Below are 16,196 nucleotides of genomic sequence, written 5' to 3'. Positions count from 1 at the left end.
CGGATTAGCGTAAGCGACATCCGACATGTTGTAAGAAATGTATTTAAACTTAAAGAGTAAGTTATGGCAGTGAGTAAGCCGGTGTTCAAAGCCCCTGGCAAACAAGGTGATGTCATTTTCAGCGCGCTGGTAAAACTGGCTGCGCTGATTGTGCTATTTCTGCTGGGCGGGATCATCATCTCCCTGGTCATCTCCTCCTGGCCAAGTATCGAGAAATTTGGATTCTCGTTCCTGTGGAATAAAGAGTGGGATGCTCCTAACGATATTTATGGTGCGCTGGTGCCGATTTACGGCACGCTAGTCACCTCGTTCATTGCGTTGTTAATCGCAGTACCGGTGAGTTTCGGTATCGCGCTGTTCCTGACGGAATTGGCACCCGGTTGGTTGCGCCGCCCGTTGGGTATCGCCATTGAACTGCTGGCGGCTATTCCTAGTATCGTGTACGGCATGTGGGGCCTGTTTATCTTTGCTCCGCTGTTTGCGAAGTATTTCCAGGAACCGGTCGGCAATGTGCTCTCTTCTGTACCCATTGTCGGTGAACTGTTCTCAGGCCCGGCGTTCGGTATCGGTATTCTTGCGGCTGGCGTTATTCTCGCCATTATGATCATCCCTTACATCGCTTCTGTAATGCGCGATGTATTCGAACAAACTCCTGTGATGATGAAAGAGTCGGCCTACGGTATCGGCTGTACCACATGGGAAGTTATCTGGCGCATCGTTTTACCGTTTACCAAAAACGGCGTGATTGGTGGCGTGATGTTAGGTTTAGGTCGTGCTCTGGGTGAAACCATGGCGGTAACTTTCATCATCGGTAACACCTACCAACTCGACAGCGCTTCGCTGTATATGCCGGGCAACAGTATTACCTCTGCCCTGGCGAACGAATTTGCTGAAGCGGAATCCGGCCTGCATACCGCAGCATTGATGGAACTCGGCCTGATCCTGTTTGTTATCACCTTTATCGTGCTGGCTATCTCTAAGTTTATGGTTATGCGTCTGGCGAAGAATGAAGGAGCGCGCTCATGACGACTATGGAAATGCAAAGTCGCGCGGCGTTAGCGGAATCACGCCGCAAAATGCAGGCTCGTCGTCGGTTTAAAAACCGCATTGCTCTGACACTTTCAATGGGAACCATGGCATTTGGCCTGTTCTGGTTGGTGTGGATCCTGTTCTCTACGGTGACTCGCGGTATCGACGGCATGTCGATTGCGCTATTCACCGAAATGACACCACCGCCGAATACAGAAGGTGGTGGCCTGGCTAACGCCCTCGCGGGTAGCGGCTTGTTGATCCTGTGGGCGACCGTGTTTGGTACGCCGCTGGGCATCATGGCGGGTATCTACCTGGCGGAGTATGGCCGCAAATCAGCGTTGGCCGAGGTTATTCGTTTTATCAACGACATCCTGCTTTCTGCACCATCTATTGTTGTCGGTCTGTTTGTTTACACCATTGTGGTGGCGAAAATGCAGCACTTCTCCGGCTGGGCTGGGGTAATTGCGCTGGCGTTATTACAGGTGCCGATTGTTATCCGCACCACTGAAAACATGCTGAAACTGGTACCAGACAGTCTGCGCGAAGCGGCATACGCATTGGGTACGCCAAAATGGAAAATGATTTCTGCAATTACGCTGAAAGCCTCTGTTTCCGGGATCATTACTGGCGTATTGCTGGCGATTGCACGTATCGCGGGTGAAACCGCCCCGCTGCTGTTCACGTCGCTCTCCAACCAGTTCTGGAGCACTGACATGATGCAGCCGATTGCTAACTTGCCAGTGACGATATTCAAATTTGCGATGAGCCCATTTGCCGAATGGCAACAGTTAGCCTGGGCTGGCGTTCTGATTATTACCCTTTGCGTACTGCTGCTAAATATTCTGGCGCGTGTGATTTTTGCGAAGAGTAAACACGGTTAAATTTTGCGGCGCGGCAAAGGCGGCGTCGGATGGAGATTAAGAAACAGATGAGTATGGTCGAGACTACCCCAGACAAAATTCAGGTTCGTGATTTGAACTTCTATTACGGTAAGTTCCATGCCCTGAAAAACATCAATCTGGATATCGCTAAGAACCAGGTTACCGCGTTCATCGGCCCGTCAGGCTGTGGCAAATCCACCCTGCTGCGTACATTCAACAAAATGTACTCGCTCTACCCGGAGCAGCGCGCCGAAGGTGAAATTCTGCTGGATGGGGAAAACATCCTCACTCAGAACCAGGACATCGCCCTGCTGCGTGCCAAAGTGGGCATGGTATTCCAGAAGCCGACGCCATTCCCAATGTCGATTTATGACAACATCGCGTTCGGCGTGCGCCTGTTTGAAAAGCTGTCACGCAGCGACATGGACGAGCGTGTGCAGTGGGCTTTGACCAAAGCCGCATTGTGGAACGAAACTAAAGATAAATTGCACCAGAGCGGATACAGTCTCTCCGGTGGCCAGCAGCAGCGTCTGTGCATTGCGCGTGGAATCGCGATTCGCCCGGAAGTGTTATTGCTTGATGAGCCATGTTCAGCGCTTGACCCAATTTCTACTGGTCGCATTGAAGAGCTGATCACCGAGCTGAAACAAGATTACACCGTGGTGATCGTGACCCACAACATGCAGCAGGCGGCGCGTTGCTCAGACCACACCGCGTTTATGTACCTCGGCGAGCTGATTGAATTTAGCGAAACCGACACGCTGTTTACCACACCCGCTAAAAAGCAAACCGAAGACTATATTACTGGCCGTTACGGCTGATCCGGGAGAATACAATGGATAGCCTCAATCTCAACAAACACATTTCCGGCCAGTTTAACGCCGAGCTGGAATATATCCGCACCCAGGTCATGACCATGGGTGGGCTGGTGGAGCAACAGCTTTCTGATGCGATCACTGCCATGCACAATCAAGATGGCGAACTGGCAAAGCGCGTCATCGAAGGCGACCAGAAAGTTAACATGATGGAAGTGGCGATCGATGAAGCCTGCGTGCGTATCATCGCTAAACGCCAGCCAACCGCCAGCGACCTGCGCCTGGTGATGGCTATCATCAAAACGATTTCTGAGCTGGAACGTATCGGTGATGTCGCGGATAAAATCTGCCGCACGGCGCTGGAAAAATTCTCCCACCAGCACCAGCCGCTGCTGGTTAGCCTCGAGTCATTAGGCCGTCACACCGTGCAAATGCTGCATGACGTACTGGATGCGTTTGCGCGTATGGATCTCGACGAAGCGGTGCGTATTTATCGCGAAGATAAGAAAGTTGACCAGGAATATGAAGGCATCGTGCGCCAGTTGATGACTTATATGATGGAAGACTCGCGCACTATTCCAAGCGTGTTGACTGCACTGTTCTGTGCGCGTTCTATTGAGCGTATCGGCGACCGTTGCCAGAACATCTGCGAGTTTATTTTCTACTTCGTTAAAGGGCAGGACTTCCGTCATGTCGGCGGCGACGAACTGGATAAACTGCTGGCGGGTAAAGACCCGAAAGAGTGATAAAAAAGAGTTATAAAAACGCCAGCGAATCGCTGGCGTTTTTATTGGTACGTCACTCAAAGATTAGCGAACGATAATCCCTAACAGAATCCCCAGCGCGCCAAAGTCGGCATCACTGAAAGTGGTGTTAGCAAAACCGATATCGCCCAGCACTGGCAGCAAGAACACTGGCAGGAAGGTAATCAACAAGCCCTGCGCAAATGCACCCAGAATCGCGCCACGACGTCCGCCGGTTGCGTTACCGAATACGCCAGCGGCTGCACCGACGAAGAAGTGCGGCACCACGCCTGGGATAATCACGGTCATGTTCAGCAGATACAGCGCGAACATACCGATTAAACCTGCGGCAAAGCTGCTCAGGAAGCCAACCAGTACAGCATTAGGTGCATACGGGAACACGACCGGGCAATCGAGCGCTGGCTTCGCGTTCGGCACCAACTTGTCGGAAATACCTTTGAACGCTGGAACGATTTCCGCAATCACCATGCGCACACCTTGCAGGATGATGTACACACCCGCCGCAAAGGTAATGGACTGCATGATGGAGAACATGAACCAGTTTTTACCACCGCTCAGCTCTTTCACCACGTCAGCGCCCGCAAACAGGCACGTCACCAGGAAGATAATGCTCATGGTAAAGGAGATAGCGACCGGTGTGTCACGCAAGAACAGCAGACTTTTCGGCACATTCATGTCTTCAGTCGAGAGTTCTTTATTACCAAATTTGCTGCCGATGAAACCCGCCAACACATAAGATAATGTCGAGAAGTGGCCGATTGCCACGTCGTCAGAACCGGTAACTTGCTTCATGTAAGGGTGCGCAATGGCCGGGAAAAAGACCATCGCCACACCCACCACCAGCGAGCCAACAGCAATCAGCGTTACGCCAGTCATGCCAGCCGTTGCCAGAATCACCGCCACCATCATCGACATAAACAACGTGTGATGACCGGTCAGGAAGATAAATTTCCATGGCGTGAAGCGAGCAATCAAGATGTTGATAACCATGGCGAAGAACATAATCATCGCCATCTCTTTACCGAAACTTTTTTGTGCGACGGAAACAATAGCTTCATTGTTCGGCACCACGCCCTGAATACCAAAGGCATGCTGGAATATATTGGCGAAATCACCCAGCGAAGACACGACCAGGCCAGCACCGGCACCTAAAATCACAAAACCCATAATGGTTTTGACGGTGCCTTTAATACATTCTGTGACCGGTTTTTTCTGTGCAATCAAACCAATCAAAGCGATTAAACCAACCAGCACAGCCGGTTCGGAAAGCACATCGCTCATCAAAAAACGAAAGAAATCCATATCGACCCCTGCTTACAGTGCGCCTAACTCGGTTAATGCCACGGACAAACGTTCTTTCATGGCTTTCTTATCGATCATATTGTCCAGTGCGACGATTTTGCCGCCGACGGACTGTGCGACTAATTGCTCGGCAATGTCTTTGGTGCCGACAAAAATATCGCTAGGTGTACCTTTGGCTGAACCAAGATCAACGTGATCGACTTCAGCACTTACGCCTAGATCTTTCACGATAGTTTTAATGCTCATTTCCATCATCAGACTGGTGCCTAAACCGTTACCGCAAACCACTGTAATTTTCATAATTGTTCCCCTGGGTTAATAGCGCGCAATGACGGACAAAATGTCCTGCGTTGTTTTGGCCGTCAAAATGGCCTGAATGTCTTGTTCGTTATCGAATAGCTGAGCGAGTTGAGAAATCGCTTCGATGTGGCTGGTGCTGTCGGTTGCAGCCAACACAATCAACAGTTTTACCGGATCGTTTTCATCGGCATCAAAATTCACGCCTGAGGTAATCAGGGTCAGTGCTAGCGCCAGTTTATTTGCGCCCTCTTCTGGACGCGCATGTGGCATCGCAATGCCTGGACCTACCACGTAATACGGGCCGATAGCTTCATGCGAGCGATAAATAGCTTCGACATAACGTGGTTCAATCGAGCCGTTTTCAATCAACGGGTGACACGAAATAGCTACGGCGTCGCGCCAGTCTTTAGCCTGCTCAACGACCTGAATGACCTCTGCGGTTAATAGATTTTTTAACATGCGTCTGATAACTCCCGATGATAATTAACAGGAGAGTAGATATTTTATGTATCAATTAATGTGATGGTTGTCGCATTTGATAGCGCTACCTGATAGCGCTATCAAGGTTTGTGATAGCGCTATCATTTATCCCGGCTCCGACTTTGGCTATATCCAGTTCCGGCATATACAATGCGTAAGGGTTTTTGCTAACGTGTTCAATTGCTTGACCGATAGATGGTGAAATAAAAATAATGAAAACAGTGAGTTGTAGTTGCCCGGAGAGGCCTAATGGAAAAAACGCGTAAGCGCCGAGGTACCGGGCGAGTCACACTGCAAGAAGTCGCCAATTTTGCGGGCGTAGGAACCATGACCGTTTCCCGCGCGCTGAGAACGCCGGATCAGGTTTCTGATAAGCTGCGAGAGAAGATAGAACAAGCGGTGGAAGCGCTGGGTTATATCCCCAATCGGACAGCGGGCGCGCTGGCGTCCGGACACAGTGATACCGTCGCTGTACTCATTCCTTCTTTGACCGACAAAGCCAGTTCCCGCTTTATGCAGTCGCTACAGCAGGTGCTGAATAAAAACGAATTTCAGCTGCTACTTGGCTGCCATGAACATAACAAAAATAAAGAAGCTGAAATATTGATGACGTTGCTGCAAAGCAATCCTGCCGCGTTGGTTATCTTTGGCTCGCAACTGGCTGAAAAAACGTATCAAACTCTCGAAAAGGCGAATGTTCCAACGATTAATGTGGTGGGTTCCCCGTTTAGCCAGGCGTCAATTTCCCTCGAAGCGTCATTTTTTGAGGCGGCGCATAAACTAACGGAACACCTGTTGGATCAGGGATATAAGAATATTGGTTTTATTGGCGCGCACATGGATAACCGTCTGCAGCGCCAGCAGCTTAATGGCTGGCATAAAGCTATGCTCAGTCGCTACCAGAATTCCGATCAGGTTATTACCACGCCCGATGCCGCCAGCCTACAGTTTGGCCGCTACGCATTGACTGAAATACTCCAGCGCCAGCCGGAACTCGATGCGGTGATTTGCAGCCATGAAGACATTGCGTTAGGGATAATGTTTGAGTGTCAGCGTCGTCTGCTAAAAATCCCAGGTAATATTGCCATCGCCTGCCTCGATGGTTCAGACAGCTGCGATCAAACGCACCCAACACTGACATCTATTCGCATCGATTATAAAAAGATGGGCAAAGAAGCGGGTAAACTGCTGATTGAATTGCTCAATGACGAGCGTGATGATGAGTTAGATGAATCGCGGGTCGAGCTTTTCAGCTATCAGATAGAGTTACGCCAAAGTACCTGAGTCATTCGGCGGATAAGCTTGTGCCATCCGCCATTTTCGTTAACCCGTAATATTCCAACCTCGCGCACGCCATAATTCCGGCAACTGCGCTAAATCGGTAAACGTCGTCACTTTCGGGTGATCAATCGGCTTGTTATGCGGGTCGGCACAAAAATAGAAAACTTCCATGCCTGCGGCTATTCCTGATTGCGCGCCCGCCATCGAATCATCCACCAGCACACAGTTTTTCACATCAACACCCATGGCATCGGCGGCGTGGAACATCAGTGCCGGGTCTGGTTTCCACAGCTGAATATCGTAGCCGCTAAACAGTTTGTCCGGGAAATGGTGGAGCATGCCGGTTTTGCCCAGTGAGTGATTCATCTTGCTGACCGGGCCATTGGAGACAATACACATCGGCACCTTGATTTGGTCGACTAACGTTGCGGCACCTTCAATCTCCACCAGTTCGCTGTCGAATAGCCGTGAAACTTCGGCGCGATAAATCGGCTCCAGTTCCTCTTTTAGCAAGCTCACTCCATGTTGGGCATTGATCGTGTCGATGATCTCGTAGAGCTTGATCCCCTTAAAGGTCTTGTGAACCTCCTCAAGCGCAAGCTCGATGCCGTATTGCGCAAACATATGCACGTAGGCTTTGGAGCAAATAACCTCACTATCAACCAGCGTGCCATCGCAGTCGAAGAACACCGCATCTATCCGGGACATACCGCTTCCTTTTATTAAAGTGAGCATGCATCTTACCCAATTTGCGCAATTTTTGCGGCACGCAATCGTTGCCGTATAAGAAAATTCAATGAAAAAAAACTGCGCCGGGTCACCATGTTTTGTAATTTTTGGTATAGGATAGCGACGGATTTTCCCTCTCAATGTTCGGAATTAAGACTAATGAGCCAACCACAATCTACTCCGGCCGCAAATCCGGGGCTGCTCGAGCGCGTGTTTAAACTGCGCGAACACGGCACCACGGCCCGCACTGAAGTGATCGCCGGTCTCACGACCTTCCTGACGATGGTGTATATCGTTTTCGTCAACCCGCAGATCCTTGGCGCCGCTGGTATGGATACCCAGGCCGTTTTCGTCACCACCTGTTTGATTGCCGCATTAGGTAGCATCCTGATGGGTATTTTCGCCAACCTGCCAGTTGCACTGGCTCCGGCCATGGGCCTGAATGCGTTCTTCGCCTTTGTGGTGGTTGGCGCGATGGGGATTTCCTGGCAAGTCGGAATGGGCGCCATTTTCTGGGGTGCAGTCGGTTTACTGTTGCTGACTATTTTCCGCGTGCGTTACTGGATGATTGCCAATATTCCAGTGAGTTTGCGTGTCGGTATCACCAGCGGTATCGGGCTGTTCATCGGCATGATGGGCCTGAAAAACGCCGGGATTATCGTGGCTAACAAAGATACGTTAGTGACCATCGGCAACCTGACTTCGCACAGCGTTCTGCTGGGCGCGCTGGGCTTCTTTATCATCGCTATTCTGGCTTCGCGTAACATCCACGCTGCTGTGCTGGTATCCATCGTGGTGACCACATTGCTGGGTTGGATGATGGGCGATGTGCAATACCACGGTATCGTTTCTGCGCCACCAAGCGTGCTGTCAGTTGTCGGCCAGGTAGATTTAGCAGGTTCCCTGAATATTGGCCTGGCAGGGGTTATCTTCTCCTTTATGCTGGTTAACCTGTTTGACTCCTCCGGCACGCTGATTGGCGTAACGGATAAAGCAGGACTTGCCGACGAAAAAGGGAAATTCCCACGCATGAAGCAGGCGCTGTACGTTGATAGCGTCTCCTCTGTTGCGGGCGCGTTTATCGGAACATCTTCCGTTACCGCCTATATCGAGAGTTCTTCTGGCGTGTCTGTTGGCGGGCGTACTGGCCTGACGGCGGTGATCGTGGGCTTGCTGTTCTTGCTGGTTATCTTCCTGTCACCATTGGCGGGTATGGTTCCGGCATATGCGGCAGCAGGTGCTCTGATTTACGTTGGCGTGCTGATGACATCCAGCCTGTCGCGCGTGAAGTGGGATGACCTGACAGAAGCGGTTCCGGCATTTATTACTGCGGTCATGATGCCATTTAGCTTCTCCATCACCGAAGGTATCGCACTGGGCTTCATCTCATATTGCGTGATGAAACTCGGCACCGGCCGCTGGCGTGAAATCAGCCCATGCGTGATTGTCGTGGCGCTGATGTTTGTGCTTAAAATCGTCTTTATCGATTCACATTAATCGGTTGTGCCGGATGACGCTTCGCTTATCCGGCCTACTTATTACCCGTTCAATGTATGATTCTCTCTGCGATACCTGCCCGGCGGCTGATGAAATGTGCGCGTAAATATCCGCGTAAATGTCTGCTGCGAATCAAAGCCATACTTCAGACTAATATCGTAAACCTTGTTATCGGTATCGCGTAAATCACGCGCAGCCAACAACAGTTTGCGGTCGCGAATGTATTTCCCGAGGGGCTCGCCTTTATACTGCATAAACAAACGCTGCAAGTGCCACTTCGAATAACCCGCATGTGAGGCAATATCATCAATGCGTAATGGCTGGTGCAAATTGTCGTCAATCCATTCAACAATTGTGTCGATAACCTGAGCTGAAATAGTCATTCGTCCCCCCGCGCTTTTTGCTTACATGGCACTGGTAGATTCCCACCAGGCACTAAATTTTTGTGCATTGTCATTCACCCGAACAGGCTCACCCTGCTTTGGCGTTAACAAACGGAAATTTTTGCCGAGACTGGCTTGCGCCAGGCTTTTGTACGGTGCATCCCAGGTATGTTTTGCCAGTACAAAGCGGCCCGCATGTCCCGGTAAAATCGCACGAGCATTCAAATCAACAGCGGCCTGCGCGGTTTCTTTTGGCATCATATGAATGTTGTTCCAGTCCTCGTCGTACTGGCCATTTTCCATGATGGCTAAATCCACTGAGCCAAACTGTTCACCAATCGCTTTGAAATGCGGCCCGTAGCCGGTATCGCCGCTGTAATAGATTTTTTGTTCATCGGTCACGAACATAAAACTCGCCCATAGCGTCTGGTTGCTCTTGAATGTGCGGCCAGAAAAATGTCGAGCAGGAAGCACATGAACGGTCAGCTCATTCGAAACTTTTACTGACTGGTTCCAGTCTTTTTCCTGAATGATGTCGCTATTTACTCCCCAATAGCGCAGATGCGAACCGACGCCAAGCGGCGTGATTATCTGGCGGATTTTAGGTTTCAGCGCCTTGATGGTGGCGTAATCCAGGTGATCGTAGTGGTCATGGGAAATGATCAGCAGGTCAATTTCTGGCATCGACTCAGCCGTCCACGGGTAATCACCGGGAAAGGCTTTATTCAGAAATGAAAAGGGTGCGGCGTAGCGGCTGAAAACCGGATCGATAAGAATGCGCTTCCCAGCCAGTTGCAGATACCACGACGAGTGGCCGAGCCAGACCATCGTGTCCTGCTCAATCGGCAGGCTTGCCAGATCGGTTTTAACCAATGGCAACGGTTGTTGTGGGCGAGCATTTTCAGTGCGAGTGGTCAGAAATCCCCATATCGCCGCCAGTTTACTTTTCTGGCCAGTGTAGTTGAGCGTTGTGACCTGATTGCGGAATTGCCCATCAACGTAATTTGCAGAGCGTTCAACTAAACTTAGACCTTCTCCTTGCGGAGCCTGGCCAAACCCGGCATTCAGGACAAAAGGCAAACTGGCTGCTGTAGCAATCAACATAATAATAACCGCGCAAATGGAGAGACGTTTCATATCCTGGCCCGCATGTACGCCCCATCCACTGGAACGTTGCTAACAAAACTTGATAATGAGTGAGTAAGCACTCATTATAGATGAGGCGTGACATGCGTCAAGATGCTTTTCAAACGCTGACATTCAGCGTTGCAGTGGCGTAGCTCGCGTGATTCAATTCGCCTTTGTAAATTTAGAGGGTTAAATGTTGTGGCTCGTCCGAAGAGTGAAGATAAAAAACTAGCGTTACTGGAAGCGGCGACAATCGCTATTGGCCAGTCGGGGATTGTTGCGTCAACCGCGCAGATTGCCCGTGCCGCAGGTGTCGCTGAAGGCACGCTGTTCCGCTATTTTGCCACCAAGGACGATTTGCTCAACGAGCTATATCTGCATTTGAAGCAAGGTTTGCTTTTTGCGATGCAGGCAAATCTCGACCGCACGTTAAAAGACCCGAAAGAGTACACCCGCTATATCTGGAACAGTTACATCGACTGGGCTATCGCTAATCCGCAAGCGCATCGGGCGATTCGTCAACTGGCTGTGAGTGACAAGATTGATGAAGAGACGAAGCAAAAAGTGGCGGAGTTATTCCCGGAAATGCACGAAATATGCTCACAATCGATATTAAAGGCTTTTCAAAATGGCCCATACCGCGCGTTTAGTGATGCTATTTTTTCTTCGCTGGCAGAGACGACAATGGAGTTCGCCAGCCGCGAACCGGAACGAGCTGGCGATTTTAAAGCGCTAGGTTTTGAGACGATGTGGCGTGCTTTAGCGAATTAGCTTTTCACGCGCTGAATATAATCGCCAAATGCGGTGAGCTGCCCGGTCAGATGATCCAGCGTGCTTTGATCAACCACTTCTCCCGTTTGCGCATCCACTTTATTTTGAATCACGCCACCCATAAACTCCGGCTTGTTCATCACCATCGCGTCGAGGAAAACCAGAATCTGGCGCAGATGATACTGGCAGCGTGCACCACCAATTGCACCCATCGAACTGGTCTGAATCAAGACCGGTTTCCCCGCCAGCGGCTGTTCCGGCAAGCGTGACAGCCAGTCGATAGCGTTCTTTAATCCACCCGGCACCGAATAGTTATATTCCGGCGTCACGATCACCACGCCATCTGCGGCGCGAATCTGCTCGGCAATCGCTTCCACAGTTGCCGGGAAACCCTCTTCTTGCTGCATATCGGCGTCATACAACGGAATGTCTTTAATCGACGGTAATGCGTCAATATTCATTCCAGCCGGTGCGATGCGAGGCAGCGTGCGCGCCACCATGGCGTTGAATGAACCCTGTCGAAGGCTACCTAATAAAGTGACAATCTTTAACGTGTCGGACATGCATACTCCTTGGTGTCAGGACGTTCTGGAAAGATTAGTTTTGATATAACGCTTTTTCGGACGACATACTGGTTAAGCGAATAATACTGCCGTCAGGGTCCCGATAACGAGATTTAACATCCCACAGACTATGCCAGTTTTGCGGGCTTTCAAACTCCCACAAACTCAGTTTTTCAATGGCAGGTGAAACCACACAACCCCAAATCAGTAACCCTTCTACGTCGCTAATCGCTTCTATTTCAGTCTGATCGCTCACACGTATGCGCCCGGCACCCGGCAGAAGCTGCAAACTTTCTTCGCGCCCCGTCAGCTTAAAAGCGCTTTGATGCAACGTGCGCAGCTGCGCTTTCGCCTCACCCGGATTTTTTTGGTTATTTATCCAGATGGATTCGTTGCTGCGAAACATCGAAGCTGACGCGATAGAAGTTAGGTTGCCGAAAGACTGATTTATCTCGATATCCAGTCCGCATCGGCCTTCGGTGGTTATCAACACACCGACTTTGTTTCCGGCATAGGCAATGCTGAAATCGGTCAGTGAAGAGTCGGCAAAGTGCGGGCGTCCAGCAGCGGTAGTGACGATCTTCGGTAATTGTTGAATGCCATACAGCATATAAAGCAATTCGGCTAACAAACTGCGGGAGGCTAAAAATCGTGAACGGCGGTGTTCTGGCATGTTGAGGGCGTGAGCATGACATTCGTCATTCAGCCGGCTCGAAAAGGGGTATTTCGGGTTAATCGTCCATCTTGCAAAATGCGTTGCCATTTGTCTCTCCTTGATACCAGGCAATTTACTCTGTTTTTGATTGTAGGTTTTTTGGTAATGAAACGCACGGCCCGGCATGGATAAAAAACGATCAAAACCTTAGCAAATGATCAACGTCATGAATATTTGGGTTTTAATCATCCGCCTGCGTGTATTTGATGCTGTAGCCCGACTCAGAGGGATGGATATAGGCAAATCCTTGTGTTCCAAAATGCATTCCCGCGACGAGCAGGTTTTCTCGGGCGACGTGTTGCAGAATTTCTGCGCGGGTTTGTTCAGCCTGAGCAGGGTTGCAATCAAACATAATGGAAACTGCCGGGTGAGCTGACTGTATATGGGGAAAATGAACCACATCGCCCCAGATAAGCAAACTCGTTTCCGTTGAATCAATCTGAAAACCCGTGTGGCCCGGCGTATGGCCAGGGAGCCAAACCGGGCGAATGCCTTCTGTTATCTCATCTTCGGAAATAATGTGCTGCTTGGGTGCATAGGCATCAAGTACGCGGCGGGCGAGCAAAAAATTACGCTGTCCTCGCTCGCTGGCTTCGTTGAAATGATGATCGTCTCGCCAGTATTCAGCTTCAAGAGCATGTAGATAGAGTTGCGCATTTTTATATACCACAAGCCCCTGCTCATCCAGCAAGCCGCCGATATGGTCGGGATGGCAATGCGTTATTAAGAGCGTGTCGATGTCGTCAGGAGAAACTCCGGCGGCACGAAGGTTTTTGCTGAGCATACCTCCCGCATTGTTCAACCCTCCCGTACCGCTATCAACCAGCATAGTGCGCCCACGGCCACGTATCAGGTAGCAATTGATGTGGATAATGCCGGGTTCATCAACACCCGCGCTATGCTGAATTGCCTCTGCAGCCGGTTTTCCAATACCTGAGAGCAAATCCAGACTGGCTGCCATATTTCCGTCACTGACGGCGGTAACCAGAAAGTCACCAATCTGACGGGAAAAAAAAGCGGGATGGTTCATGACGGTTACCTCAAGATGAATGACGGGAAACACTAGACTCGCACGATGACTCTCCGTCATCTTAAAGGCTTAAATCAGGCTCTTATAACGATACTATTTCACCCATCAATGACATTTTGTCACTGAACCTGCACGAATAGGATGGCTCTAATGCGCAGAAAGCTTCCCAGCAGCGCTTCATTGCTGGCTTTCGAGTCAGCGGCAAGACATGGTAATTTTGCCAGGGCAGCGGAGGAGTTGTCGCTAACGGAAGGCGCTATCAGTCGCCAGATAGCGCGCCTTGAATCGCTACTCAGCTGTAAACTTTTTGACCGCGTAGGGAGCCGGGTAAAACTTAATCCCGTGGGGATTCGCTATTCACACCATGTTCGCGAAATGCTTGAAAGACTGGAAAGAGATACCCAGTACATTCGCGGTATTCACGAAGGAGGGCAAAGCCTGGAACTTGCCGTTCTCCCCACTTTTTCAAGCCGCTGGCTTATTCCTCGTTTGAATGGTTTCAGATCCTTGCATCCTGATATCACACTGAATATTGCCGCCCGAAGCGACCCGTTTATTCTTGCTGGAAGTGGTTTTGATGCCGCCATTCATTTTGAACATCCTGTATGGGCGGGCATGAACGTCAGTTTTCTGCTTGAGGAGCGTTTGATACCGGTGTGCCATCCGACATTGCTGACAAACGGAGATATGGCGCAACAACTGAACGGGTTGCCGCGTATCCATCGGCGGCAGAATCCGGAAGCATGGCATCACTATGCCCGGCAAAATGGAATTGTTCTTGATAACCCTTCTCAAGGCGACCGCTACGACCTGCACGAAATGGCTATCGCCGCGGCAATCACGGGACAGGGTGTTGCACTGGTGCCACGGATGTACGTTGAAAAAGAGCTTCAGGATGGTTTGCTGGTGGCGCCCTGGCCGGAGTCAGAAAGCCTGAGCAAAAAGTTTTGTCTTGTGAAGCCAACCGTTTCGGGAGTCAACGATCGGGCATTAGAGGCTTTTGAAACCTGGTTGCAGGTAGAAATCGCGAGCGGTACGGCAAGAATAAAAAACCCGTATTAACATGTCGTTAATACGGGTTAGTGAACGTTCACGTACTAATCAGCTTTTAGCTTACTTGCCGATACAGAAGCTGGAGAAAATGCGTCCCAGCAAATCATCCGAGGTAAATTCGCCGGTGATTTCACTCAGGCTTTGCTGAGAAAGACGTAATTCTTCCGCCAGCAATTCCCCGGCCCACGCGCCCAGCAGCTGCGCTTTGCCTTGTTGCAGATGGTCTGCCGCCTGTTCCAGCGCTTGCAAGTGGCGACGACGCGCCAGGAAGCCGCCTTCCATATTAGTTTCAAAGCCCATGCTCTGTTTTAGATGATCGCGCAGCACATCTACGCCTTCACCGGTACGCGCAGACAGGCGTACAAGTGAGTGACCATTCACATCGCTCAGGCCCAGCGTTTCACCTGTTACGTCCGCTTTGTTGCGCACCACGGTAATCGGCAAACGCGCCGGTAAGCGTGCAATAAAGTCTGGCCAAATATCTGCCGGGTCGGTCGCGTCGGTTGTGGTTCCGTCAACCATAAACAGCACGCGGTCAGCTTGTTCGATCTCGTTCCATGCACGTTCGATACCGATGCGCTCAACTTCGTCGCTGGCTTCACGAAGACCTGCGGTATCGATGATATGCAGCGGCATGCCGTCGATGTGGATATGTTCGCGCAATACGTCACGAGTGGTTCCGGCAATATCCGTCACAATCGCCGCTTCACGCCCGGCCAGAGCATTCAGCAGACTTGATTTCCCGGCGTTAGGACGCCCGGCAATCACCACTTTCATGCCTTCACGCAGCAAACTGCCCTGGCGTGCTTCGGCGCGAACCGCGTCCAGATCGCCAATCACCTGGTTCAGTTGTGCTTCAATTTTGCCGTCAGATAGAAAATCAATTTCTTCATCCGGGAAATCAATCGCCGCCTCGACGTAAATTCGCAGATGCGTCAGCGCTTCAACCAGATGGTTTACTTTTGCCGAGAATGCACCCTGTAACGAATTTAACGCTGAACGCGCCGCTTGTTCAGAGCTGGCATCAATCAGGTCGGCAATCGCCTCGGCCTGTGCCAAATCCAGTTTGTCATTCAGGAAGGCACGCTCGGAGAACTCACCCGGCCTTGCGATTCGCAGCCCTGGAAGCGCCAGAATACGTTTTAACAGCAGATCGAGGATAACCGGGCCGCCGTGACCCTGAAGTTCCAGCACGTCTTCACCGGTGAAGGAATTAGGGCCTGGGAACCACAGTGCGATGCCTTGATCCAGAACGCTGCCATCCGTATCACGAAATGGCAGATAATCGGCGTAGCGTGGCTTAGGGAGTTTGCCCAGAATCGCTTGTGCGACTTCACTCGCTTGACGGCCTGAGACGCGCAGGATACCGACCCCACCACGTCCCGGCGGTGTCGCCTGGGCAACGATTGTCTCGTTATGGCTCATAATTTCTCTCAGACTTTTTAGCAAATAAAAAAGGCGGTCAATTGACC

The 16,196-nt window shown here is 50.8% G+C and carries 18 protein-coding genes; 8 read left to right on the top strand and 10 right to left on the bottom strand.

From position 1 onward, the window contains the following. Positions 1-63: 63 nt before the first annotated feature. From pstC to phoU, 4 genes are read left to right on the top strand one after another with little or no spacing between them, the layout of a single operon-like run. Complete coding sequence (gene pstC / locus M2371_RS15725) at positions 64-1,026, top strand: phosphate ABC transporter permease PstC (protein ID WP_034499846.1); 963 nt, start codon at positions 64-66, stop codon at positions 1,024-1,026. Beyond that, positions 1,023-1,913 (top strand): phosphate ABC transporter permease PstA, encoded by an 891-nt coding sequence (gene pstA, locus M2371_RS15720; protein ID WP_034499844.1) that lies wholly within the window; start codon positions 1,023-1,025, stop codon positions 1,911-1,913. The genes pstC and pstA overlap by 4 nt, the downstream gene beginning before the upstream one ends. A gap of 47 nt (positions 1,914-1,960) precedes the next feature. Beyond that, positions 1,961-2,734 (top strand): phosphate ABC transporter ATP-binding protein PstB, encoded by a 774-nt coding sequence (pstB, locus tag M2371_RS15715; RefSeq protein WP_259268141.1) that lies wholly within the window; start codon positions 1,961-1,963, stop codon positions 2,732-2,734. 14 nt (positions 2,735-2,748) lie between these two features. Beyond that, the gene (gene phoU, locus M2371_RS15710) at positions 2,749-3,474 is read left to right on the top strand and encodes a phosphate signaling complex protein PhoU (protein ID WP_034499841.1); all 726 of its coding nucleotides are present in this window, start codon (positions 2,749-2,751) and stop codon (positions 3,472-3,474) included. A 63-nt stretch (positions 3,475-3,537) separates the two neighbouring features. Here the strand turns inward: phoU and M2371_RS15705 are convergent, their stop codons facing one another. Genes M2371_RS15705 through M2371_RS15695 form a run of 3 tightly spaced genes read right to left on the bottom strand, consistent with a single transcriptional unit; the run spans position 3,538 to position 5,553 of the window. Beyond that, complete coding sequence (locus M2371_RS15705) at positions 3,538-4,794, bottom strand: PTS ascorbate transporter subunit IIC (protein ID WP_259268122.1); 1,257 nt, start codon at positions 4,792-4,794, stop codon at positions 3,538-3,540. A 12-nt stretch (positions 4,795-4,806) separates the two neighbouring features. Further along, positions 4,807-5,094 carry a PTS sugar transporter subunit IIB gene (locus M2371_RS15700; RefSeq protein WP_115631722.1) on the bottom strand — a complete coding sequence of 96 codons (288 nt, stop codon included), beginning with the start codon at positions 5,092-5,094 and terminating at the stop codon, positions 4,807-4,809. Positions 5,095-5,109: 15 nt separating this feature from the next. Continuing rightward, complete coding sequence (locus tag M2371_RS15695; RefSeq protein ID WP_172896047.1) at positions 5,110-5,553, bottom strand: PTS sugar transporter subunit IIA; 444 nt, start codon at positions 5,551-5,553, stop codon at positions 5,110-5,112. Positions 5,554-5,823: 270 nt separating this feature from the next. Here M2371_RS15695 and M2371_RS15690 point away from each other — a divergent pair, with 270 nt between their 5' ends. Continuing rightward, entirely contained in the window at positions 5,824-6,858 is a 1,035-nt protein-coding gene (locus M2371_RS15690; protein ID WP_172896048.1) for a LacI family DNA-binding transcriptional regulator, read from the top strand. Between the two features lie 39 nt (positions 6,859-6,897). Here the strand turns inward: M2371_RS15690 and yieH are convergent, their stop codons facing one another. Next, complete coding sequence (gene yieH / locus M2371_RS15685; RefSeq protein WP_259268121.1) at positions 6,898-7,563, bottom strand: 6-phosphogluconate phosphatase; 666 nt, start codon at positions 7,561-7,563, stop codon at positions 6,898-6,900. Between the two features lie 180 nt (positions 7,564-7,743). Between yieH and M2371_RS15680 the strand changes: the two genes are divergently transcribed. Continuing rightward, the gene (locus M2371_RS15680; protein ID WP_172896050.1) at positions 7,744-9,081 is read left to right on the top strand and encodes an NCS2 family permease; all 1,338 of its coding nucleotides are present in this window, start codon (positions 7,744-7,746) and stop codon (positions 9,079-9,081) included. A gap of 41 nt (positions 9,082-9,122) precedes the next feature. Here M2371_RS15680 and M2371_RS15675 read toward each other — a convergent pair whose 3' ends face one another. Both M2371_RS15675 and M2371_RS15670 read right to left on the bottom strand, forming a co-directional pair. After that, a complete protein-coding gene (locus M2371_RS15675) occupies positions 9,123-9,464 on the bottom strand; it encodes a RamA family antibiotic efflux transcriptional regulator (RefSeq protein ID WP_259268120.1) in 342 nt (113 codons plus the stop codon). Positions 9,465-9,485: 21 nt separating this feature from the next. After that, the gene (locus M2371_RS15670; protein ID WP_259268119.1) at positions 9,486-10,601 is read right to left on the bottom strand and encodes an MBL fold metallo-hydrolase; all 1,116 of its coding nucleotides are present in this window, start codon (positions 10,599-10,601) and stop codon (positions 9,486-9,488) included. Between the two features lie 189 nt (positions 10,602-10,790). On the opposite strand from M2371_RS15670, the gene M2371_RS15665 reads away from it, so the two are divergent. Then, a complete protein-coding gene (locus M2371_RS15665; RefSeq protein ID WP_172896053.1) occupies positions 10,791-11,363 on the top strand; it encodes a TetR/AcrR family transcriptional regulator in 573 nt (190 codons plus the stop codon). On the opposite strand, the gene M2371_RS15660 is transcribed toward M2371_RS15665, so the two are convergent. The 3 genes from M2371_RS15660 to M2371_RS15650 all read right to left on the bottom strand — a co-directional run bounded on the left by M2371_RS15660 (position 11,360) and on the right by M2371_RS15650 (position 13,671). Next, entirely contained in the window at positions 11,360-11,926 is a 567-nt protein-coding gene (locus M2371_RS15660; RefSeq protein WP_172896054.1) for an NADPH-dependent FMN reductase, read from the bottom strand. The genes M2371_RS15665 and M2371_RS15660 overlap by 4 nt on opposite strands. Positions 11,927-11,960: 34 nt before the next feature. Next, entirely contained in the window at positions 11,961-12,689 is a 729-nt protein-coding gene (locus M2371_RS15655; RefSeq protein WP_172896055.1) for a 4'-phosphopantetheinyl transferase superfamily protein, read from the bottom strand. Between the two features lie 133 nt (positions 12,690-12,822). Beyond that, complete coding sequence (locus tag M2371_RS15650) at positions 12,823-13,671, bottom strand: MBL fold metallo-hydrolase (protein WP_259268118.1); 849 nt, start codon at positions 13,669-13,671, stop codon at positions 12,823-12,825. A gap of 150 nt (positions 13,672-13,821) precedes the next feature. Between M2371_RS15650 and M2371_RS15645 the strand changes: the two genes are divergently transcribed. Next, the gene (locus M2371_RS15645) at positions 13,822-14,733 is read left to right on the top strand and encodes a LysR substrate-binding domain-containing protein (protein ID WP_259268117.1); all 912 of its coding nucleotides are present in this window, start codon (positions 13,822-13,824) and stop codon (positions 14,731-14,733) included. 51 nt (positions 14,734-14,784) lie between these two features. On the opposite strand, the gene mnmE is transcribed toward M2371_RS15645, so the two are convergent. Next, a complete protein-coding gene (gene mnmE / locus M2371_RS15640) occupies positions 14,785-16,149 on the bottom strand; it encodes a tRNA uridine-5-carboxymethylaminomethyl(34) synthesis GTPase MnmE (RefSeq protein WP_034499804.1) in 1,365 nt (454 codons plus the stop codon). Positions 16,150-16,196: the final 47 nt, after the last annotated feature.

It is taken from the genome of Buttiauxella sp. BIGb0471, from assembly GCF_024807715.1.
Lineage (GTDB): Bacteria > Pseudomonadota > Gammaproteobacteria > Enterobacterales > Enterobacteriaceae > Buttiauxella > Buttiauxella agrestis.
The sequence above is the reverse complement of the archived record's forward strand: the minus strand, read 5'-3'. Positions and strand labels throughout refer to the sequence as shown.

What these genes read in the sequence shown, in the direction of transcription:
- yieH (WP_259268121.1), bottom strand. Translation starts at nt 7,563, where the DNA reads ATGTCCCGGATAGATGCGGTGTTCTTCGACTGCGATGGCACGCTGGTT.
- M2371_RS15680 (WP_172896050.1), top strand. Translation starts at nt 7,744, where the DNA reads ATGAGCCAACCACAATCTACTCCGGCCGCAAATCCGGGGCTGCTCGAG.
- M2371_RS15675 (WP_259268120.1), bottom strand. Translation starts at nt 9,464, where the DNA reads ATGACTATTTCAGCTCAGGTTATCGACACAATTGTTGAATGGATTGAC.
- M2371_RS15700 (WP_115631722.1), bottom strand. Translation starts at nt 5,094, where the DNA reads ATGAAAATTACAGTGGTTTGCGGTAACGGTTTAGGCACCAGTCTGATG.
- pstA (WP_034499844.1), top strand. Translation starts at nt 1,023, where the DNA reads ATGACGACTATGGAAATGCAAAGTCGCGCGGCGTTAGCGGAATCACGC.
- M2371_RS15670 (WP_259268119.1), bottom strand. Translation starts at nt 10,601, where the DNA reads ATGAAACGTCTCTCCATTTGCGCGGTTATTATTATGTTGATTGCTACA.
- M2371_RS15695 (WP_172896047.1), bottom strand. Translation starts at nt 5,553, where the DNA reads ATGTTAAAAAATCTATTAACCGCAGAGGTCATTCAGGTCGTTGAGCAG.
- M2371_RS15660 (WP_172896054.1), bottom strand. Translation starts at nt 11,926, where the DNA reads ATGTCCGACACGTTAAAGATTGTCACTTTATTAGGTAGCCTTCGACAG.
- M2371_RS15705 (WP_259268122.1), bottom strand. Translation starts at nt 4,794, where the DNA reads ATGGATTTCTTTCGTTTTTTGATGAGCGATGTGCTTTCCGAACCGGCT.
- pstC (WP_034499846.1), top strand. Translation starts at nt 64, where the DNA reads ATGGCAGTGAGTAAGCCGGTGTTCAAAGCCCCTGGCAAACAAGGTGAT.
- M2371_RS15650 (WP_259268118.1), bottom strand. Translation starts at nt 13,671, where the DNA reads ATGAACCATCCCGCTTTTTTTTCCCGTCAGATTGGTGACTTTCTGGTT.
- M2371_RS15655 (WP_172896055.1), bottom strand. Translation starts at nt 12,689, where the DNA reads ATGGCAACGCATTTTGCAAGATGGACGATTAACCCGAAATACCCCTTT.
- M2371_RS15645 (WP_259268117.1), top strand. Translation starts at nt 13,822, where the DNA reads ATGCGCAGAAAGCTTCCCAGCAGCGCTTCATTGCTGGCTTTCGAGTCA.
- M2371_RS15690 (WP_172896048.1), top strand. Translation starts at nt 5,824, where the DNA reads ATGGAAAAAACGCGTAAGCGCCGAGGTACCGGGCGAGTCACACTGCAA.
- pstB (WP_259268141.1), top strand. Translation starts at nt 1,961, where the DNA reads ATGAGTATGGTCGAGACTACCCCAGACAAAATTCAGGTTCGTGATTTG.
- phoU (WP_034499841.1), top strand. Translation starts at nt 2,749, where the DNA reads ATGGATAGCCTCAATCTCAACAAACACATTTCCGGCCAGTTTAACGCC.
- mnmE (WP_034499804.1), bottom strand. Translation starts at nt 16,149, where the DNA reads ATGAGCCATAACGAGACAATCGTTGCCCAGGCGACACCGCCGGGACGT.